Source organism: Photobacterium sagamiensis, from assembly GCF_050337085.1.
In the GTDB taxonomy this organism is placed as follows: Bacteria; Pseudomonadota; Gammaproteobacteria; order Enterobacterales; family Vibrionaceae; genus Photobacterium; species Photobacterium sagamiensis.
Genome location: NZ_JAKJSP010000043.1, coordinates 1 through 21,912, shown reverse-complemented (window position 1 = coordinate 21,912; position 21,912 = coordinate 1). Strand labels below are relative to the sequence as shown.

Sequence of the window (21,912 nt, the reverse complement as noted above, 5' to 3'; positions counted from 1 at the left end):
TTATATCCACACATAAATAATATACATAGAAAGAGGGGCGTCATAGACTCCCCTTTTAGGCGTTTTGATGAGTATTATGCTATTTTAGTTTTTCTGGATGGAGATATTCGATCTGTAAGAGACAGCCACGCACTATAAGTTCCTACCACAGTCATTATCGCAACACAAAGATTTAACACTAGCTGTGACATGCCATTGTCTAGAAGGAGAATGGAGTGCAATGCGCTTGCAACAAAGATAAGGCCGCCAAGTTTATGTATTAACTTAGACCAATCTCGTTTTATTATACTTGTCATGCTTATGACCACGAAAGGCAGGAACAAGAACAGTATAATCTCACCAATATTAGAACCTATTCGCTGAAAACTATGGTCAAATAACCCTGAATTAACTGTTCTGTCGCTAGCCAATGCCCAGTGGGCGATTAAAGTTACAGTTGCCGCAATGCCACAATCTTTATGAAGACGATACATCTTACCAAAGCCATTAAGCTTTTTCTTTAGCCATGCAGACTTGATAGACAAAATCATGGCGATGCTCATATAGCCAAAAGTCAAGAAACCAGAAAGCATGACAAGTTGATGCCTGATAAATGCAGAATCAATGTTCTCCGGTAGTGATAATAAAGTGTTTATACCGAAAAGCATTATTAGAAAAGCTGAGATGAAAGCGATTCGCTTGTTCATTATTGAATCCCAAGAGGAAATATGTTGGGAAGAATATAAAGGATTGCAACTTAACCAACCATTAAGGCGTTGTTCATGTAGGATTCATGAATGCATTGCCATATATAGAAAAATGGGCTTATTGAGAATTATTTGGTATGAAGCGCCAAGGTTAGAAGCTTACAGTGACTAAAACAGGCTATCTGGCTTGAAAGTTAAGTACAGTCTTAGCATGTCAGATGCAGATACGCTATTTACCACAAATTTACTTTTGATTACAAATGTTGAAAGTTCCACTTTTTTAAAATTATCGAACACAATACCCAATCATTATATCTGCATATAATATTTTCTTATCACTGAATTGATTTGCCCGTTTCTTCCCGTTTGCGAGCGCTCCACGGTGAATCAGAACAGCGATAGTCTCGGCGTATGCTTGGTGGTTTGAGATACATTCCCTTATCCGATACGCCCGAGTTAGAGCTAAAGGTCTAACTTATTTCTGTTCCTTTCCTTGATAGAGTTAATGCTCGCATGCAATTTGCGAAATTTTCCTAATGTCAGACAACGTCTCTACGTTCTCCAACAAGCGTCATATCACAATATAAAAAGCTGGAACTAAATGCACACTTTTCAAACCATATCTCCATGAAGCATAGTAACCTAGATACATTGAGCTACAGGGGCTAGAGGATGCAGATCTAGTTCCGTTCGTAGGAAAGGGTAACCATGTTAACGAAGTCTTGAACCGAAAAAGGCGCCTGATTATGATAGTTTTATTATGGTTACTCGATGAGCTGTGCCGTTGGTATATTTGCTGATGATAGGTCAATAAAATAAAGGAATATCCAATGCGAATGCCAGATGAGTATGAATTCCGCCGATCAATATTACGTGTATTACTTATCCTCACCATTTTGTCTGCAAGCTTCTTCGGTGTTTTTAATTGGATAGTTGGGCATAAAGCCTATGCTTTGATTGAAGCAATTGTGGTTTGCCTGTGGGGCGGCATACTGAGTATTGTTAAAACAACCCGACATTTACAACGATGGTCTTTTGCCTACCTGCTTACCTTTTATTGTCTTGTTTTGCTTGGTATTTTTATTTCTAGTTTCCGATCCGGATTATTTGCATGGATTTTTATTTTTCCTATTTTATCCTACCTGCTGTTAGGGCGCAGAACTGGAATGGTGATGACTACAATCTGTGTCTTTTTGGGATTAGGTATTCTTGGATGGCGGGTTTGGCAACAGGATCCCGAGGTGCATTGGATTGTACTGGGTAACTTTGGGCTCTGTGCCGCAGCGATCTGGGCAATGGCCCATGTGTATGAATCCAAACGCGAAACCGTAGTAGGTCGCTTACAGAAAATGGCAACAAAAGATCCGTTAACGGGGTTATTGAATGTCCTGACTCTGACCGAAACACTCACTTATGTCTTATGTAGCGCGAAACGGCGTTCAGAACCTGTGACGGTTGTTTATATCGATATCAATGACTTCAAGGCAATCAACGACACCCTTGGCCATCAGCGCGGAAATGAAATYCTGCTTGTTGTGGCAAAAGCTATTAAGAGCGTTACGAGGCTAGAGGATTACTCCTTTCGTTATGGTGGTGACGAGTTTTGTATCATTTTTGCCAACTGTACAAAAGACCAAGCAAAGAGCATTTATGGACGACGCATAACTGATAAGCTACATAAGAATGAGAAAGATCTGTCACTGAGTATTGGCTACGCTCAGACAGGTTCAAATGATTATGTATCCCCAGATGTACTGATCCAACAAGCCGATCAAAGTATGTATGCTGCGAAACGTGCCTCCAAACTGAAAAATCAATAAATTGAATTTGTTCAGTTGGAATCTGCCAGCTAACAGGGCGTGCAATCAATTATGCTACGGCGGATCTTCTCGACTCGTAGCTTGCCTTTTGGTTGTGTTTTCTCTGCGAAATCAATGTCAGTTATGGGTCGAGAACTGCCCAACCCATACTCCCGGCCCATGTCCGCTCTGAAGGAACTACGTAGCTGAGAGTATGACCCTTGTGTAAACCGCCCCTAAATGTCTCCTGTGTGTCGGAAGCACCCTTCGCTGTTTCCATGAGATATGTCCGCTTTCGGGAATGTGACTCGATTAGAGAAGGCAATAGAAGGCCAACCAGCAGTGTCACCTTTTAGCCTCGATCTGGCAGTGACTGTTTGGTCAAGTCTGATGCACTACAATTGATGTCTGATAGGCAATTCGCTGTCTAGTTAAACTAGTATTTCTCTGGACGTATGTGTTCATTCCTATTGAGTTCATATTTCGAAAATAAGCGGTTCATGTTCTAGTAGATTATTTGACTATCATGAAAAATCATTACGCTCGCTCATTCTTCCCGTTAGCGAGCGTTTTAGTGTGTATCACAAAGTTGGTAGCTGAGGTAAATACTGCTTGGAATGAGATACTTTTGCTTATGACAAAGGACGTCATTAGGCCATTAACTTTAACTCGATAATGTCCCAAACTGAGAGAGATAGGGTAAACCTTAGTCCTTTCTATCGCTCACAGTGATATATCATCGCTAGAGCTTTTAACACCCCAAATAATCTTTGAATCATAATGTTACGTGCTACGGGCAATCTTTATTGTCTACGAGCGAATATATTGTCCTTACACATCTATTCGCCTTGCAGTTTTCACGCCTGCGGTTCGTTGTAAAGCCCATTAAGACGTTAATCACTTTGAAGTTACCGGCTATACCATGCAAAACATCATTTATTTGATGTTGTGTGTGTAAAACACCATTTACCGACTGTACTGTATAAAAAATAGAAAGGTAAATTAAGCAGAGAAAATGGCTTCGCAAATTAGGTGTCAATTTCCTCAAACTGTATACAGTTGCTGTAAGCTATATTGCAACGGGAATGGTCATGCGCTTAGGTAATGTCTTACTACTGTCCCTCCAACTTTCGGCAACACATTGGCTGATATTATCGAATACCGTTTTACAGACACACAGAACCAAATGAACCATATCGTCCGGGACTGACAGTAAAACTAACCTGGTCAAACAGGCCTGGCTTATTCCCAAGAACAATTACCATCAATATATCTTTGCCGGGTTGAGCCTGATTAACAAACTTGGCCAAACCACAACTTCCGGTGAAGATAACCACGATATCTACCTGACGACCACTTCACCGTTCGGCAACAACAATAGCAACAATTTTCACTGGGGCAACCAGCACCAGTGGGGTGGGGCAGGAATTAGCTACGAGTACAACTGGACAATGGCACTGTTCAAGGGCGTGCACCGGCTACCTGCAGCCTGTGCCTGTGCACGTTCAAGTTCAGCGTGGCCGGCGTCACTATCAAGCAGGGAGAAACTAAAGAAGTGATTGTCAATGTTAATGCTACACAGAGGAAGATGGAATTACCTGTGTATCCCAGTGATGGAGGTATTATTGGCAACGCAGACTTCTTAATATAGATAAATGAGATCAACTAGACGAGTTGGCACTCTGTCTAATATCTAAGCCACTGTCTCAGTCAGGCTGTGCAACACTCTGTATTATCGTGAGTTAATAAATGGGTTCGGTTATGAGAACGGCAATTATCTATATCGGAGATGACCAGCGGGGGTGCAAGGTGGGCTCAACGATTGATGAAAATAAGCGGAAAAATAAGGCCTGTACCGACAACCCCTTTTATGAATTAGTAAAAATATATGAAGTAGATGAAGTAGCCTATAAAGACCTGGAAACTAAACTCCATCACTATCTAGGCCAGTTTTTCACCGTTATTTCCCACAAATCGACAAATAGCGATTCCGAGTGGTACGACACCTCAGCCGAGATGATCACTCCCTACGTCGAGCGCATGATTTTCGAATACCGTTGGCATAAAGAACAAGAAAAGACTTCCGAATTGAATGAGCACCTGCTCAGTGCCGAACAGGATGCCATGCAGGCAAAGGAAACCGCCGATAAATTGGAGAACATGTCTGTTGAATCCAGTCTCATGGAAATCATTACCCAGCACACCTTTTCAGAACTGGAATTCATTAGTGTTGACCACCAACACCGGCTGTTCTCTCGCTGCGTGGAATACCATACAGCGATCAAAAAACGTATTGAAGAGGGTGATCATACCGCCATGTATATTGAGGCATTGCGCCGTATCAATACTGGGGATTTAAGTTACGAGGCCGTCTCGATGATAATGAAGGCGGCCAACAACAATGAACATGCCAAAATATTTATCCTTGAGACATTGGTTGATAAGGCATACTTCAATGATGCAGAGGCATTATTAAATATGGGGCTGAGCTTTAAGTCTGGAGAACTGGTCACGAAAAACGACAAGTTAGCTATGAAATTCATAGAACAATCAGCGCAATTAGGTAACAGATCTGCCATGTTCAATTTGGGATGTTGTTACTTCTTTGGTACAGGCGCAGACAAAGATTATGGCAAAGCTTTCAATTGGTATCAAAAAGCCGCTGAGCAAGGCCACTCCAATGCCATGTACAATTTGGCATGTTGTTACTCAGATGGAACAGGCATTGCCAAAGATTGTGACAAAGCTTTCAATTGGTATCAAAAAGCCGCTGAGCAAGGCGACACCAAAGCCATGTTCAATTTGGCATGTTGTTACTCAGAAGGTAGAGGCGTAGACAAAGATTGTGGCAATGCATTTAAGTGGCTTCAAAAAGCCGCAGCGCAAGGTAAGAACTACGCTATGTTTGAGCTTGGTGTCTATTTTGAGTCAGGCATCGGAACGGACAGAGATCCTAACAAGGCTTTTAAGTGGTATCAAAAAGCAGCGAACAAGAACAACGAGATAGCAATGTATAATCTTGCTAATTGTTATAGACATGGCATCGGCACCGCCAAAGCCCCAAAGAAATGCTATTTGTGGGCACAAAAAGCGGCCGAGTTTAAAGATGGGTGGGGCATACTCACTGTCGGCGCTTGCCTTGAGCACGGCTTCGGCGTTGAAAAAAGTCTATCCAGCGCCATCCGCCATTACCGACATTGGTCTGAAAAAGGGAGTTCTCATGCCATGATCGCCCTACATAAAGCCTACACTCAGGGCAAATTAACAAGCCCAGACCAAGAAGAAGCAACCCAGTGGCTAAATCTGGCCCTTGAGACTACGACATCAGGACTCACTGATGAAGCCGATTACTATCTAGATAAAACTAATTTAGGTACAGATAGCGCATTTGCGATTTCACTGTACACCGAAGCAGCAAATCGAGGGAGTCGCGAGGCCATCGAGTCGCTCATTGACATCTACCAGGATGGTGAGCATATCGAAAAGGATAAAGAAACAACACTGTACTGGCAAAATAAGCTGACAGAACTACCAAACGACCGCAATAACCAGGAGCAGTAAACAGCGGAGGTGTTGTACGGGTACAACAGTTTAAAATCAATAGCTTATAAAAACATGGAAAAGGCAAAAAAGTGCCACGTTATCCCTTGGCGTCAATCAATGACAACAACATTCCACAATAAAATACAGATATCATTGCTTCAACGTGGAAATGTCATTATTATCATCGCATTACATATTCTTTAGTTAAATGGATGATAAAAATGGATGTATTGTTGGCACTGGATGATTGCTCAGAACGCATGCAGAATGAAGATGTCCGTTTGAAAGACATCATCAATGAAAAATCTCGTATCAATGTAACCGACAGCGAGCTTGATGAAGGCGTAGACCGCCTGATCTACAACCATTCACTAAACAAGACCAAAATCCGCGAAATCGTCAATCTATCGACCAAGACGTTCAACAAGCGAGTGGCGGCACTGGAAGAAGAAGAGGTGATTGGCGAGGCTATCCAACAAGGCAAGTCTTTCCTTTATAACCGCTTTGATGTCCAGGTTATCCTCGACAACCTTGGCCACCGCAAATACAGTGACGACTTCACATCCAGCGTCATCTCTGTCCAGAACCACAAAGGGGGCACGGGCAAGTCCACGACCACAAAATCATTGGCCACGGCCGCAGCATTGGATCTCAACCTCAATGCCCGAGTGTGTATCCTTGACCTTGACCCACAGGGTTCAGCAGGTCTGCAGGCACAGCCAAAAGATGACGATGGGATTTACCTAACGATTGCGGATATCGCACTGCGAAAATACACCCCATCCTTTAACGAATATGTAGAAAACTACGGCCTATCGGAAGAGGAGGTTGTATTGGGGGCGGCATTCAACACGCATTTGCCAAACCTCGATGTGTTCTCAGCCTTCCCTGAAGATGAAGTATTCAGCGACATTTATGCCGAGCTCGATGAAGAGGGCAAAGCAGAACTGCTGCAGGAGCTCCGTAATTTCATCCTGCCGATCCTGAAAAACCATTACGACATTATCTTTATCGATACTCCGCCACAGGATAGCCCGATCTGTTGGTCAGCCCTTGAGGCTGCAGACTTCCTGCTACTACCTGTCACACCACACAAGCTGGACTACCTATCGACGAAGAACTTTATCACTTTTATCAAGGACCGTATCCGCCAGCTACCTAGCGGTGGTGACCAATTAAAGATGTTCAAATGCCTGCGTGTCAATGTGGACTCAAACAGTCCGCAGGTCGAACAGACGTCCAACATGATCATCCGTTCGTTTGTCGAGCACCTGTGCTCGAATTCGATCAAGCACTCTGAGCTGTTCCTGGCTGCGGATAACTTAAACCGCAGCATTTTCGACATCCAAAAAACCGAATCCCGCGACAACAAATATGCCTCTGTGTCGGCTTACGACAATGCAGTGGTATCGACCAGGGCTGTTTATGAAGAAGTCATGGCCAACATCAAGAAAATTTCCGGACGGGTTAACTAATGAATAGGAATAAAAAAGCAACTGGCTTTAATGGTATCAATCGTGGAACGTCAGGAATTAAGCCCCAGGCGAAACCTGTAACGAACAGGATCAAGCTACCGTCTGGCCAAGAAATTATGCTAAGACTCCACTCCTACAAAGGCAGTGAAGAGATCCAAAAGCATGTACGGGTTGATCACCTCAATATCCGCCGCCCGGAAGAGCTGACCCGCGATAAACTGGCTGATATTTACGAAGGGATTGCCGACGGCAATCAAATCACCAATGCAATCGGCTACCTAGGTGAAGATGGCTTGGTGTATGTGGTCGATGGTTCACGTCGAATGGCCTGTGCGGATATAGCCGACGCTCCCCTTCGCATTGATGTCAGTGATTCCAAAATTGACCCGAAGGATGCCGAATATATCGTCCTGCAGTCAGACAAGCGAAAGGCGTTCAGCTATCTTGACTGGGGCCACTATTTCTCTAACAAGCTGGAAAAATTAAGAGAAGAGACACCAGCGCTAACACAGAGCCTATTTGCCGATGACGAAGGTGTTGATAAGACGTTAATGTCACGCTACCTCAACGCGATCACCCTGGCACCGGTTTTCTGGTCGGTGATGGGCAGCAATGAGATCAGCGCCCGTGTGATGAACAAAATGGTCACGCTTAACAATGCGCTAACGGAAAGCCCTGTCGAGGCCCAACAGCTGCATGAGAGATACCTGGAGAATGTCGGCAGTGCAGTCCCGGACAGCCTTGGTGCAAACGAGCGCTTTGACCTACTGAACCGCAGCTTCAACCAACTAAATACCAAGAAACGCACGGTAAGTAAAAAAGTCGAACCCGAGACGCTCTGGAACGGCAGTACTGCCAAGCAGAAAGTCGAGTGGAAGCAAAAGAGCAGCAAGAGCGCTGTGATCAACCTTGCCGGCTTGGATGAAGCACTGCAAGCGAAAATTAAGCAGGCCGTTGTCGAGGCTCTGGCTTAATAAGCATAAACACGAGTGAATGCACTGAAAGCAAAAACATTCTAAAGTGATTAAAAAACACACACCCGCAACGGTGTGTATTTTTTATTCGTGTTTGTTGTGATGGTCAAGTGATACTGACCTCCATATCAAGCTGATAAACGGGAAGAAGCAAGCATGGGAATTTTTGATTAGTGCCAAACTGATTACGAGTACACAAATATATCAATAGTTCTCACTGCAACTAGCGATAATCCTGACTGGTCAAGCCTTTCAGCACTGATCTGGTCTAATCGATCTGGACACCTTGATTGTAGATAATATGATATCAATCGAGGTGAGTATGAATACTAAACGTCAGTACAGAAGTAATACCAAAGAATTTAATGACGAAGCTTTAGGCTTGATCTCCGACCAAGGTTACTCCGTCCAGGGAGCCGCTGATGCGTTAGGTATCAAAACCAACCTTCTCTATACCTGATACCTGGAAGCAGAAGTCTGAAGAACAAGAAAACTCATCCGTTAGTTCAGATGAAAAAACTGAGCTATTAGCGCTTCGCAAAGAAGTAAAACAACTGCGTATGGAAAAAGAAACATTTAAAAAGGCCATTGCCTTCTTCGCGAAAGAAATGAAGTAAAGTGTCGGTATATTCGAGCAAACCGCTCTAAATATCCTACAAACTTGCTTTGTAATGTACTGCAAGTGAGCCGCAGTGCATTTCATGATTGGTTAAGGCGACCTGCTAAAATTATTAGCGAATAAGAGCTTAATCTATATCGATCTGCAAAACGCTTATTTTAAGAGTAGCCGAGGTAGTTTAGGTTCTCGTCAGTTAGCTAAAAAATTACGTGAGGAAGGCTTTAGCATTGGTCGTCATCGTGCTCGTTACGATTAAGGGTAATTCAGCGTCAAGCTTACAAGGTAACTACGAAGCGTAAGAACAGCCACAGTGTTGCTGATAACCTTCTGAATCAAAAGTTTAATCCTGAGAAGCCCAATCAAGCTTGGGCTGGTGACGTGACGTATTTGAGGACTAATCAGGGTTGGATGTATCTGGCTATCGTTATGGCTCTGCACTCTAGATGTATTATCGGTTGGTCTATTTCTCGGCGTATGACCGTGACTCTAGTTGAACGCGCATTGCAAATGGCCATCACGTTGCGCCAACCCAAAAAAGGTCTACTGTTCCATAGTGATAGAGTCTCCCAATACACATGTAAACAATTTAAGCGCTTGTTAGTAAAACATGGAATTACCGCTTCAATGAGTAGTGTTGGTGCCTGTTTAGATAATGCCGTTGTAGAGCTCTTATTTGACAGTTTAAAGTATGAGTGGTTATTGAATATCGTGTATCTGACGCGTGAATCGATGAAGCAATATGTTGAAGAATACATACGGTATTACAATCATGAAAGGCTGCATACAACGCTTGTTGATTTCACACCAATCAACTATGAAAAATCACAAAGTCAGGTGTCCATTTGTGCTTGACCAGAATAGTTGAGTTTTAATGGCTCCCTAGCACAAATAACCAGCCTTTTAATTAGCCGACCTTACTCAAAGCCAGGCGCAATTCCTCGTCAATTTAAGTACATCCATAGTATGGCAGAGCACCTAATATTAGCTCCCAAAAGAAAGAGAACCTTCCCTCAAGCGGTAAAACCAAGACCACAACGATATGCTAGAAATAAAAATGCCGCTCACTTTAAGTGAACGGCATTACCCCAAAGGAGCGCTAAAGTTAAGATGATTTGATATTGTTTATGCGCTAATCTTATCTTTCAAGCTCATAGCCACATCTAGTTTAACTAGAGCTTCCTCCTTTGAAGAGTTACCTACGTACAGCTCGTAATCCATATCTTCGAATACAAATTGCTGTTTCTCCGGTGAGAAGTATTCTAGTTCTTTCAGCATCACATCAACCGTTACAGTTTCAGTTTTACCAGCTTTAACTAATACTTTCTCGAAGCCTTTCAGTTCTTTCTTGTGACGCTCAACAGAAGATTTAGCGTAACCAGCGTAAACTTGAACAACTTCTTTACCGTCAACAAGGCCGGTATTAGTTACGTCAGTGGTTACACGAATTCGATCATCAAACAGTTCGTAAGATGGGTTGCTGATTTCGAAGTTTGTGTAGCTCAGACCGTGACCAAATGGATACATAGCCTTAATGCCATTTCTATCAAGCAAGTAGTAACCGTGGTAGAAGTCGTAAGTAAATTCTTTACAGTTAGGTTCGAAATGAGGCAAATGCGCTTCGCTGTAAGGCACAGTGAATGGAAGCTTGCCGCTTGGGTTAACATCACCAAATAGGATGCTAGCAAGCGCTTTACCACCTTCCTCACCAGCATACCAGTTCATCAAGATAGCTGGCGCTGCATCATCCCACTCAGCAGTCATAATCATCGAGCCAGAAATAATGTTAACCACTGTATTCGGGTTGATACGACCAATTTCACGGATCATTTTAGCCTGAGAACTGCGAACACCAAGTTTTACGCGGTCACCACCAACACCTTTGCCTTCTTCGTCTGAAGCCTCAATGAACTTCTCAGCTTTGCCAGCAGACCATTCTATGAATTTACCTTTAAGGTTCTGACCTTTGTTCTCGAATGCCTTACACATTAGTGGACCAAGTCTCACATCTTCGTCAGGAACAAGATATTCACCTTCGTCAGTGTGATCACAGCCTGCAAAGATAAGAACGGCATCAACTTTGCCAGCATGCTTCTTCGCTTCTTGAACTTCAGTATCTAAACAGTGAGTGATTTCTACTGTGTCACCAAAATATTTAATTAAGCCCTGGAAAGGTGAAGTAGAGCGACCAGAGTTAATAGCACTACTGCCTTTGTCACCGGTATTAGGTGTAATAGCAAAGTTACCAACAACAAGAAGTTTTTTGATTTTCTTAGAAAGCGGAAGAACATTGCCTTCGTTCTTAATTAGAGTCATAGACTCCTCAGCAGCACGACGAGACAACGCAATGTGGTCTTGGTTGTATAGCATGTGACTGCCATAGTTCATTTCGTCTGTTTTGTTTGTAAACGCAAGAACGGTGCGAACAACTCGCTCACAAGATAGGTCAACATACTTAACGTCAATTTTGCCAGAGTTAACTTTGTCACGAAGAACGTTGTGGTAGTGGATAGGAAGGGGCATTTCAACATCCATACCTGACTCTAAACACTTCTTGGTGTCACGAGTACCGAAGAAGAAGTCAGTAGAGATGAAGCCTTCAAAGCCCCACATATCACGAAGAATATCAGTATTAAGGAGCTTGCTTTCACACGCCTGATCACCACGAACTTTGTTATATGCACCCATTAGAGATGCTGCGCCGCCTTCAACTACAGATTTCTTGAAGTGAGGTAGGTAGATTTCATGAAGAGAGCGATCATCAACTGTAATATCAACCTTGAAACGAGAGTTTTCGATGTTGTTCATAGCGTAGTGCTTAAGACATGCCATTACACCGTTATGTTGAACTTGCTCAGTTAGCTGCAAGCCAAATTCGCCTACGTGATACGGGTCTTCACCGTAAGTTTCTTGAGCGCGACCCCAAGCAGGGTGACGAAGTAGGTTAATACAGATACCGGCAAAATAGTTACCGCCATCGTGAGAGCGAACCTCTTTACCAATTACATCACCGATTGCAGCTTCTAAGCTGCGGTCAAATGAAGCACCGCGAGCCATTGATACTGGGAAACAAGTGCCGCCTTGCATTACAACACCACGAGGGCCATCAGAGAAGCCAATTGGTGGCACACCAAGACGCTCACAGCCAAATGTATTGATTGGTACAGGGTTATACGCATCGCCCTTTTTAACATTGCCAAAAACATCCCAGTTGCCAGAAAGCATGTGACATTTTTCTTCCAGCGTCATTTTAGATACTAGTAGCTTTGCCTTTTCTTCGTAGAATTCTTTATCTGCGCCAATTTTTTCGTAAAACATTTTTCCACCCTAAGCCTGAGCTAATTTAATACTTTTAGGATCAATAGAACCTAGGCGGCCACCTAGAGTTGCAACTTTATTTGCCAAAAATACTGAGTAAACGCATTTGATAAATACAAAGTGAGCAATAGGAATCCCGGCTTCAGGGTAGATAAAGCCACATGCAACGATTACAGGAAGAGCCATAGTAATGTTGTAGCGAACGAAAATAGACAAGAAGTTTTTGAAGAAGCCTCGATGTAAGTATTTTTTCAAATCTTTATGTTTTGTTTCGTTGTACCAAACGCCATGAGCGTTGTTTTTTGCACCCCAATCCGCAACCTCTTTGCGAGCAAAAAGAAACACAAAGAAAATGAGGAAGAAGTTCATGATTAGGAAATCAACAACCATGCCACTTCCCCCCATGATAGTCATGTACACACCGCTAAGAGTCAATGCCGGAACTAGGGCGTTAATTGTTGCGTTGATCATTACTTGGAATTTAGCGCCCTTAAGAACTAGAGCTTCGTATTTATCAGTCATATCCATGATATTTATCTCAGAGGTAAGAGTGAGGTATTTAAGCCCAACCAATTGAAATCAGACTAGAATGTGGTTTATCTGTATCTAATCCTGCGCTTATAGAATTAGTTCAACAATTACGATATTTAACAAACCCTATCCGCTATTTGTTAATTGAGTGCTCAGTCTCACTTCAATAAAACAAAGGCAGCCATTGTCGGTTGTGTCGCAAAGTTATGAAGAAGTACAAGCGTATTGATTTTCAGATACAATTAGGCTGCTAGCGCGTAAAACTGCTCCCAAACAGATAAGCCTTCAGGGTTGTCGAGCTGTCCTTTTTTTATCATCGTTCACAGCTCCACGCCAGCGAGGGTTGCTTTGGCTCCTTCATCAGATTTCCATCCCTGGCACTGATGCATCTTACCTTTCACTTTTCGGTGGCTCTGCTCGACTATGTAGTTCAAATACTTAACTTGAAGCACTTCAATTAGGTTGAGCATCCTTCCCGTCAACCAGAGTTGGACGTTGATATTATGCAGCGCTAACGCATTCGCACCATTCTTATCTATCACCACCTTTTCAGGTAAGCCGTTATAGCCTATCGCCTTGTTGAAAAAGGCGCGAGCTGCTTTCTCATCTCGGTGGTCACACAGTAAAAAATCAATCACATTGCTGTATTTATCAACGGCCCGCTAATAATACTTCCATTTACCTTTGACGTTAATGTATGTCTCGTCCATACGCCAAGATGATGCGACTGGCTTTTTCATTTGTCGAGCACGATGTTCCAGTAACGGGGCGTATTGGATGACCCACCGATTGATGGTTGAGTGATCAATATGGATACCTCGCTCAACCATGATCTCTTCGGTTTCACGATAACTCAGTTTATATGCAAGGTAGTAGCGAACAATTTTAAGGATGATGGCGGAAGGAAAGTGGCGACCAGAAAAGTTGATAGTCATAATGCAAAAAGTAATGAGTGCTGACGGAGATCATAACCCACCACTTCAGTTTGCGACACAACCCTCACTCCCGTTCAAATACAACGGATACAAAAAGAGCGCCATAAGGCGCTCTTTAGTAGGCAAAATTTACTTAGAACGCAGCAAGCAATACTGCCGATAGCTCTTCGTGAGTTGCCTGAATTGGATTAGTAGCCGCACATGCATCTACTAGTGCCTGATCAATAAGTTTGGCCACATCTTCTTCTTTAGCGCCTAGCTCTTTTAGACCAACCGGAATATTCACATCTTTAGAAAGCTGCGCCATTGCTTCGATAGCTGCCTCTGCACCTTCTTCTACAGACATGCTAGAAATATCAACGCCCATCGCTACAGCGATATCACGCATACGCTCTGGACATGCTTTTGCATTAAATCGCTCAACGTGAGGAAGCAAGATAGCGTTAAGAACGCCATGAGGCAGATCGTATAAACCACCTAGCTGGTGGGCGATAGCGTGAACATAACCAACAGAGGCGTTATTGAAAGCCATTCCTGCCATAAATTGTGCATAAGCCATGCCTTCACGCGCTTCAATGTTATCACCTTCGTGAGTCGCAGTGCGAAGGTGCTCTTGAACCATAGAGATAGCTTTAAGCGCAACGGCGTCTGTGATAGGGCTAGCAGCAATAGAAACATAAGCCTCAACAGCATGAGTAAGTGCATCCATGCCGGTTGCAGCTGTTAAGTTTGCAGGTTTCTTAGTCATAAGAATTGGATCGTTAACTGACATTAACGGAGTTGCATGTTTGTCTACAATAGCCATCTTCATATGACGTTCTTCGTCAGTGATGATGCAGAAACGAGTCATTTCAGATGCAGTACCCGCAGTTGTGTTGATAGCGATTAGCGGGAACATAGGTTTCTCTGTCTGATCAAGACCTTCAAGATCATTAACAGTACAGCCATTAGCTTTGATCATGGCTACGCCTTTGGCGCAATCATGTGGAGAGCCACCGCCAAGAGACACGATGAAGTCACATTCTTCTGAATTAAGAATAGCTAGGCCATCATGAATATTGCCGATAGTAGGGTTAGGCTGTGCGCCATCAAAAACTACTGTATCGATGTCACGCTTCGCTAGCTCAGCTTTGATATTTTCAGCAACGCCCATCTTGCTAAGAACCTTATCGGTAACGATAAGACCTTTTTTAAAACCATAGCCTTTTACTGCGTCTATAGCTTCAGCTAGACAGCCTGCGCCCATGATATTTACAGACGGCATAAAGAATGCTGTAGTTGCCATTTTAAATCCTTATTATTTTTTGATTTGATCGAGCGGCATTCTCGCCGCTCGTTTAATTGGGCTAGTTGTAGTTATTAGCCGTTGTTAGGTTAGTTTCTTCGCCTCTCATCTCCGCACTTATTTGCTCAAGTGACTTACCTTTTGTTTCTGGTATGCACTTGATTGTTAGCACTAGATATAGAATTGCGAATATTCCATAAATGATAAATGGAAAGCTACCGTTAAACGTTTCAATCAGGTATGGATTGTCATTCATCATTGGGAATGTTTGAGCAATCTGAAAGTTACCGAACCAAACCATGAGAACGGATACGGATACAAGTCTGTCACGGATTGAGTTAGGTGATAACTCAGGAAGCATAACCCAGAATATTGGACCAACGCATGCTCCGAAAAGCATAATATAAATCAAGATTAACACGAACATAAACGGGCTTTGAACGCCCAAGTAAATCATAGCAGCAAGTGCAAGTATGCTTATCGCACACCCTGCGCTACCAATTATAAGTAACGGTCGTCGTCCATAAGCCTCAACCTTGTAAACAGCAAATACAGCAGCTAGCAAAAATACAACGCCTACTATTATTTGTTGCCAAAATGCTGTTTGTGCATTTGCTATGCCGATATTCTGAACAAGAACATTACCGTAATAAAGGACGGCATTTACACCTACTGAGTTAACGATAAAAGCCGTTGCAATTACGATTAGTGAAACTTTTCTATTTCGCTTTGAGAAAAGCGAATCACTCTTGTCGTCGCTGTGCTCATCGTTAAATGACGCCTTGATTTCACGAACTATTTGTTCAGCATCAGCTTCGTTACCATTAACTGCGCGAATGACTTTAGCAGCCTCATGCTCTTGGTTGTTTTTAACCAACCATCGCGGAGACTCTTTAATGGTAAAAAGTAGAACAAAGAAAATTAGAGCGGGGATTGATTCTGATCCAAACATCCAGCGCCAAGATTGGCTAACAGCCCATTCAGTGCTAGGACTCATTTCTGATATGCCGGTGTTAACGATATAAACAATTAGCATACCTAGCGCAATCATTAGTTGATAAAGAGCCGTCATTTTGCCACGAACTTCTTTGGCTGATATCTCACTGATATATACAGGGACAGCAAGTGACGCAAGACCAATACCAAGGCCGCCTATGACCCTAAAGATCACAAATGTTGTTAGATTATCTGGTAAGGCAGTTCCGATGGCGGAAATAAGAATTAAACATGCTGTGATTATTAAAGTTTTCTTTCTGCCAAGTTTATCAGTTAGCACCTTCCCAAAAAGGCCGCCAATCATACAGCCAGCAAGAGCACATGAAACCGCCCACCCTGTTTCTGTAGGGGTAAGTGAGAAGTACGCAGTTAAGTTTTGAACTGCGCCAGCAATTACCGCTGTATCATAACCGAATAAAAGCCCACCAATAGATGCAATGAGGGCTAGTTTATAGTTTACTGTATTCATCTTTCACTCCATTGAATAATTTAAGTACAGCCACAGACTACAATATGGCTGTACCATTAATCTTTAATGTGTTTTCGATTATTTCAGTGATGGCTTAGTGTTATTGGTGATGCGATTTCGACGTTCAATGTATGCAGGAAGAGGGTTAACTTTAGATTCTTCTGAGAACCATGCGAATGGGTCAGTGCTTGCTGTCATTGCAAAGTTAGCCCACGGATTAAATGAGCCTGAGCGGATAACAACTTTTGCTTTTTGAGCGATGTTGTTACATAAATCTTCATGAGATACGGCTGTGAATTCAGCGCCATGACCGGTATAGATTTCTTGCACTGACTTGTAAAGTTCACCGTTAACGTCACGAACTTCTGGTGCAAATTTGATATTTTCTACAAAAATTTCTTTTCGCAAAACACGAAGAATATCCAAAACATCTAGCATGCCAGGATAGAAGCCCAAATCGATACGGTTTGCATCGGCTGGGATAGGGAAGCCAGCATCAGTTACTAGAACGATGTCGCCATGCCCTAGAGTTGCCAGCGCTTTAGATAATTCTGGGTGTAGGATTCTTTCAGTTCTCATTATTATTTCCTTTATTGGAGTTTATTTCGCCATAAATTCTTCAACTTGAACTCGGTTTTTGTATGAAGGGACGGTTTCCCAATCCTTACAACATAAAGCCGCAGTTGCATTTGCAAAATTAATAGCTTCGTTAATATTCATATTCTCTGAAAGCGCCACCGAAAGCGCAGCATTGAAGCTGTCTCCTGCACCGTTGCTGTCAACTACATCAACCTTGCATGGTGGGACAATAATCGTTTCGTCTTTGGTAAATACCGCAGAGCCATCACTGCCTAAAGTCATAACAACAAACTTACAGCCAGTTTCTAATAACTTGTCAGCCACTTCGCGATCTGAGATATCAGCATTAGGCTCAAGACCTAAAGCAACTCGGGCTTCTGTTTCATTTGGTGTTAGATAGTCAACGTCAGACAAATCTAATCCACGAAGATCGCGAGCAGGGGCAGGGTTTAAGATGGTTTTCTTGCCTAGAGATTTTGCAATCTTTAGACCATATAGTGCAGTCTCTAATGGGATTTCAAGCTGAGCAAGTGCAACTTTACAGTCGTTCATTAATGGCTTAGCTTCGAAAACATCCTCTTTGCTATATAGCTTGTTTGCGCCCATATCAACAACGATAACGTTTTGTGCTTTGTTGTCTTTAACGATAAAGCCAGCGCCAGTAGCAAGTTCGCTAGTTACGCGAAGAGCTTCTGTATTGATACCTTCTTGCTTCATCAGGTCTTGAAATTCATTACCGAATGCATCATCACCAATAACACCTGAGTAAACCACCTTTGATCCAAGACGAGCAGCTTGAACGGCCATGTCTGAACCCTTGCCACCAAATGTTTGACGGAAATCTTCACCAATTAAAGTTTCGCCAACAAGAGGAATGCGATCTGCGGTCATTACCAATGCTTTTGCGTAGCTACCTAAAATGAATACGCTCATTTACACATCCTTAAAATTTTAATAAAAAAATGCCGCGCAAAATAGGTACGCGGCATTAGGTTTGCTTAGTAAGCGTTAATATCACCAGTCATACGACGAACGATTTCAGGACCAGAGCTAGTACCTACAAGCTCTGCACCGGCTTCAAACATAGCCTGCATTTTTTCAATAGTGTTAACTTTGCCAGAAACCTTAACTTTACAAGGTGCTTGGATGTTTTCTTTAAGGATGCGAACGTCATGCTCAGTTGCAGCGCAGCCGCCTTTGCCCCAGCCAGAAGACTGCTTAACCCAATCAACGCCAGCTTTCATAGAAAGTTGAGTTGCTTTGATTTTTAGCTCGTCAGTTGGTAGAAAACCAAACTCAAGCATAACTTTAACTTTCATGCCGTAAGAGTGTGCAGCGTCAACAACTTGCTTGATTTCTTGGAAATATTCTTCTTCCATACCGCTCAGCAAGAAGCCTGGGTTTGGCGGGAAATCAAACTCGTCAGTGCCTTCTGTACCAAGCTGATGAACTAGGGCAACTTTCATTGCAGTAGTGTCGTTCGCTTGTGGGAAGTTAAGAGTAGTCGCAACACGAACACCAGTGCCTTTTAGGTATTCTTTAGCAACTTTTACCCAGCAAGGAGCAATCATCGCAGCATCAAAGTTGAATTCTTTACAGATATCTAGGTGAGCAATTAACTCGTTCTTAGTTAGCTCTGCATTTACGTTTGTGAACTGGATAGCTTTGGCAACTTGCTTTGGATCGTTAAAATCGATCATGTGTATAACTCCTAAATAGTGGACTTTTATAAATAGTGCCTTAATGACCTGCGCTTAATATATCTCTAGCAACGCTACTAATTAATACACACCACTACTCAATACATGGACAGAATTCCCATCCACAGTGTTTGTGACGAGCGTCTAATTTAAATGAAATGCGCTGATAAAACAGCACCTTAATGTGATACAAACTCATTATCGATAAACATAGAAGATCAAAAATGCCAAAGACAAAGACAATTAAGTCTTTTTATAGAGAGTCATTAGACTTCTCAGCTCTATGTAGCCATCGAGTCCTTAGAGCCGGTCATCTTGTTACCGATATAGATCACAGAATTAATAGACGTTCGGTGGTTGGTCATGAATTTATCTACTGTATCAATGGGGCAGGGTGGGTAGATTTTAGAGGTAAGCGGCACTATATCCACAAAGGACAATTGGTATGGCTACCGGTTAGTGAAACGCACTTTCACTGCCCGGACTCTAAACGTCCTTGGGAGATTTATTGGTTTAGAGTTGATGGCGGCAAGCTAAATAATATAGTAGATTTTCTTCAAGTCCCGCAGCAGCCAACATTCTTGATTGATGACACAGATCATGTTTGCCAGATATTCGAAAGCATATTTGAGCAGATGCAAAGTCACACTCTGCTATCTGATATTTCCTGCGATAAACTTATATCTGAGCTTCTTGTAATGCTTTTAGAGATACGAAGCGAACCAGATAAGATAACGCAAGACCCTGTTAAACATCGTGGGCTGACAAGTTTGATATACGCGATACATAGTCATTATTCAGAAGATTGGGATATAGCTAGATTTGCTGAATATTGCCAAGTCGGTAAGTCTCAGGTGTTTCGGTTATTCAAGTCAACGTTTAATCAGTCACCACAAAAGTGGCTGAAGAATTACCGTCTTACACAAGCTAGACGAATGCTGGTGGAATCAGAGCAGAGTATTTCTGAAATTGCCTATCAAGTTGGGTATAAAGACCCACTTCACTTTTCAAAAGATTTCAGACGAACGGTAGGAATAAGCCCTTCTCTGTTCAGGGAAAACGAGCGCTTAGAACAAAACAGATAAAACAATACATTGCCTTTTATTAAGGGCTTTTTGGGGCTCTGTTGCAAAAAATTTTTAGCTCAATGGCGAGTACGGCGAAAATACTGCACTTTAAGCCGCGGGATCACATACGTCGAGAAATTCACGCCCAATGCATACTTGAACGTTTTCATGGTGTGGCTGGCGGACATTGAGCTCGCGGATAATGGTGTCGATGGCTTCCAGAATTTGCTAGCTATTGTGATTAACAATCATGTCACTCTCTATTGGGTTAACTAATTTCGGAGCTGATGCACATCACAGGCATTGGATATTAAGTATTTTTTCTGGCTTCAAAAAAGAGATTGAAATGCCTGGGCTGAACAATATCTTGCCGTACCAGCAGAAGTGGAGAAACATTGGCAGTGGTGAGGTGTGCCTTAATACTCAAAGAAAAAGGCTTCAAAGATGGGTGGGACTTGAATGAGCATACTTACAATATGGTGGGGGATGGAACGTAACCAATGGTTAAAGCCTATTCGGTTGAGGGCAAATCTTGAGCAGTATTTTGAAGATATTGCCAGTAGGCCGAAGAAATTCATCTTGACAGGCCTCAACATAGGACCGGAAGCGATCGATGACAAGGTGACACTTGAAGCCATTAACGAACTGTCATCCCTGACTATGAAGCTGACGGTGCAGCCACAGTGATATTACTGGGTATCGAGTTACGAATGCTCTCTAGCGCCAGTGTCTGATGTTTGATTGATCCATCAGTGATCTTAAAGATCAATAAACAAAAAATTCAAACGACGTTTGTACTTATATTTACTTTATATAACGATCTCGATCTATTTAGATAGATCACTTTACTTTACTTAGCGCTATCTAACATATTGTTTTTTAATAGTTTAATATCAAGATGTTGCATGTTCTTAGGTATGTTATCGATAATAATTGCACATTTTTAGGTGCGTCATGGTGTTTTTATGCATTTTTTTAGGTGTATTATCGTCATGGTTAAGAGACACAATGACAGTAAAAATAGGGATCTTATGGTATTTGATGACAGTAAAAATAGGTACAGTACTAACGTGATCTTTGTATAGAAAAACAATAAAAAAATCACATACAACAGAGTTGTACTTATAACTACTTTAATTAACGATCTCGATCTATTTATATAGATCACTTTACTTTACTTGTAGGGTGTTAACTTGTTGTTTAGTAACGCTTAATCGTAAAATAAATGCTACTAGTTAGGTGTATTATTGAAAAGTATTGCACTTTCCTAGGTGTAATACCGCCAATTTTTGTCATTTTTTAGGTATAGCATCGAGATCACACTCCACCATAGTGACAGTGAAAATAGGTGTATTTTTGCAGTAAGTGACAGTATAAATAGGTATACTGACCAAAGTTTAACGATCAAAAAATTACTAGAAGATGGATATCGATACTAAAGAAAAACTCAACGAAGTTATTACGACAGAGCGAAAGCGCCTTGCACAGTTTGAACATAACTATAAGGGTGACAAGAAAAATGGCATCCAACGTTATTCGAACTCGTTGCTGAAAACGTTTGAGTCCCTAGATAGCCATGCTCTAAGAATGTACAAGTTCACCTCTGACAGCCTAAATCTTTACCCAATGGATTTATTGGAAAATGAGTCATTTATCAAGGCATTAGAGAGCGGGGAAGAGTACCTGCCATTAAAGTACCGTTCGGTGACCTTGAAGGCGTCGGATTATACTGATCGGTATTATCCCACCCAAAAGAACAATGGACCGCGACATTTTCTTCAGCATGCGATCAAACTTTGGGATGCCTCTTTGATCAAAACGATGGAAGATCCTGCATCCTCTAATTTGGTTGCGCTGCTTGGTAAGCGGATCATCACTGATGTTGCCTTTGTCGTTGAGTCTAAAGATGGCAAAAAGAAGGACGTTAAACTCACCATAT

General features: G+C 42.3%; 16 protein-coding genes and 3 pseudogenes. 9 read left to right on the top strand and 10 right to left on the bottom strand.

Annotated elements, in window-relative coordinates; translation table 11 throughout:
- Positions 1-74: 74 nt before the first annotated feature.
- Entirely contained in the window at positions 75-686 is a 612-nt protein-coding gene (locus tag L4D76_RS19715) for a ferric reductase-like transmembrane domain-containing protein (RefSeq protein WP_428442593.1), read from the bottom strand.
- Positions 687-1,516: 830 nt separating this feature from the next.
- On the opposite strand from L4D76_RS19715, the gene L4D76_RS19710 reads away from it, so the two are divergent.
- Positions 1,517-2,506, top strand: a complete 990-nt coding sequence (locus tag L4D76_RS19710) for a GGDEF domain-containing protein (protein ID WP_428442592.1) — start codon at positions 1,517-1,519, stop codon at positions 2,504-2,506.
- Between the two features lie 1,145 nt (positions 2,507-3,651).
- On the opposite strand, the gene L4D76_RS19705 is transcribed toward L4D76_RS19710, so the two are convergent.
- Positions 3,652-3,822: a hypothetical protein gene (locus L4D76_RS19705; RefSeq protein WP_428442591.1), complete on the bottom strand. Its 171-nt coding sequence runs from the start codon at positions 3,820-3,822 to the stop codon at positions 3,652-3,654.
- A 424-nt stretch (positions 3,823-4,246) separates the two neighbouring features.
- Here L4D76_RS19705 and L4D76_RS19700 point away from each other — a divergent pair, with 424 nt between their 5' ends.
- From L4D76_RS19700 to L4D76_RS19680, 5 genes and pseudogenes are all read left to right on the top strand, one after another.
- On the top strand, positions 4,247-6,046 hold the full coding sequence (locus L4D76_RS19700) for a tetratricopeptide repeat protein (RefSeq protein WP_428442590.1): 1,800 nt from the start codon (positions 4,247-4,249) through the stop codon (positions 6,044-6,046).
- Between the two features lie 194 nt (positions 6,047-6,240).
- On the top strand, positions 6,241-7,503 hold the full coding sequence (locus tag L4D76_RS19695) for a ParA family protein (protein WP_428442589.1): 1,263 nt from the start codon (positions 6,241-6,243) through the stop codon (positions 7,501-7,503).
- A complete protein-coding gene (locus L4D76_RS19690; RefSeq protein ID WP_428442588.1) occupies positions 7,503-8,477 on the top strand; it encodes a ParB N-terminal domain-containing protein in 975 nt (324 codons plus the stop codon). Before L4D76_RS19695 ends, L4D76_RS19690 begins: the two co-directional genes overlap by 1 nt.
- A 322-nt stretch (positions 8,478-8,799) precedes the next feature.
- A pseudogene (locus tag L4D76_RS19685) lies at positions 8,800-9,948 on the top strand (IS3 family transposase).
- Positions 9,949-9,957: 9 nt separating this feature from the next.
- Positions 9,958-10,170: pseudogene (locus L4D76_RS19680) on the top strand (IS4 family transposase); the annotation flags it as partial.
- Positions 10,171-10,218: 48 nt separating this feature from the next.
- Here the strand turns inward: L4D76_RS19680 and L4D76_RS19675 are convergent.
- The 8 genes and pseudogenes from L4D76_RS19675 to deoC all read right to left on the bottom strand — a co-directional run bounded on the left by L4D76_RS19675 (position 10,219) and on the right by deoC (position 18,906).
- Entirely contained in the window at positions 10,219-12,411 is a 2,193-nt protein-coding gene (locus L4D76_RS19675) for a beta-glucosidase (protein ID WP_428442587.1), read from the bottom strand.
- 9 nt (positions 12,412-12,420) lie between these two features.
- The gene (locus L4D76_RS19670; protein ID WP_428442586.1) at positions 12,421-12,939 is read right to left on the bottom strand and encodes a hypothetical protein; all 519 of its coding nucleotides are present in this window, start codon (positions 12,937-12,939) and stop codon (positions 12,421-12,423) included.
- 245 nt (positions 12,940-13,184) lie between these two features.
- Positions 13,185-13,877, bottom strand: a pseudogene (locus tag L4D76_RS19665) (IS6 family transposase).
- Positions 13,878-14,010: 133 nt separating this feature from the next.
- Positions 14,011-15,162 (bottom strand): L-threonine dehydrogenase, encoded by a 1,152-nt coding sequence (gene yiaY, locus L4D76_RS19660; protein WP_428442585.1) that lies wholly within the window; start codon positions 15,160-15,162, stop codon positions 14,011-14,013.
- A gap of 61 nt (positions 15,163-15,223) precedes the next feature.
- Positions 15,224-16,627: a sugar porter family MFS transporter gene (locus tag L4D76_RS19655; RefSeq protein ID WP_428442584.1), complete on the bottom strand. Its 1,404-nt coding sequence runs from the start codon at positions 16,625-16,627 to the stop codon at positions 15,224-15,226.
- Between the two features lie 78 nt (positions 16,628-16,705).
- Positions 16,706-17,206, bottom strand: a complete 501-nt coding sequence (gene rbsD, locus L4D76_RS19650) for a D-ribose pyranase (protein ID WP_428442583.1) — start codon at positions 17,204-17,206, stop codon at positions 16,706-16,708.
- A 21-nt stretch (positions 17,207-17,227) separates the two neighbouring features.
- Complete coding sequence (locus tag L4D76_RS19645) at positions 17,228-18,139, bottom strand: ribokinase (RefSeq protein WP_428442582.1); 912 nt, start codon at positions 18,137-18,139, stop codon at positions 17,228-17,230.
- A 65-nt stretch (positions 18,140-18,204) separates the two neighbouring features.
- The gene (deoC, locus tag L4D76_RS19640; RefSeq protein ID WP_428442581.1) at positions 18,205-18,906 is read right to left on the bottom strand and encodes a deoxyribose-phosphate aldolase; all 702 of its coding nucleotides are present in this window, start codon (positions 18,904-18,906) and stop codon (positions 18,205-18,207) included.
- A gap of 224 nt (positions 18,907-19,130) precedes the next feature.
- On the opposite strand from deoC, the gene L4D76_RS19635 reads away from it, so the two are divergent.
- The 3 genes from L4D76_RS19635 to L4D76_RS19625 all read left to right on the top strand — a co-directional run.
- Entirely contained in the window at positions 19,131-19,991 is an 861-nt protein-coding gene (locus L4D76_RS19635) for a helix-turn-helix transcriptional regulator (protein ID WP_428442580.1), read from the top strand.
- Positions 19,992-20,432: 441 nt separating this feature from the next.
- On the top strand, positions 20,433-20,660 hold the full coding sequence (locus L4D76_RS19630) for a hypothetical protein (RefSeq protein WP_428442579.1): 228 nt from the start codon (positions 20,433-20,435) through the stop codon (positions 20,658-20,660).
- A 735-nt stretch (positions 20,661-21,395) separates the two neighbouring features.
- A partial coding sequence (locus L4D76_RS19625) for a hypothetical protein (protein ID WP_428442578.1) occupies positions 21,396-21,912 on the top strand: 517 nt, incomplete at its 3' end.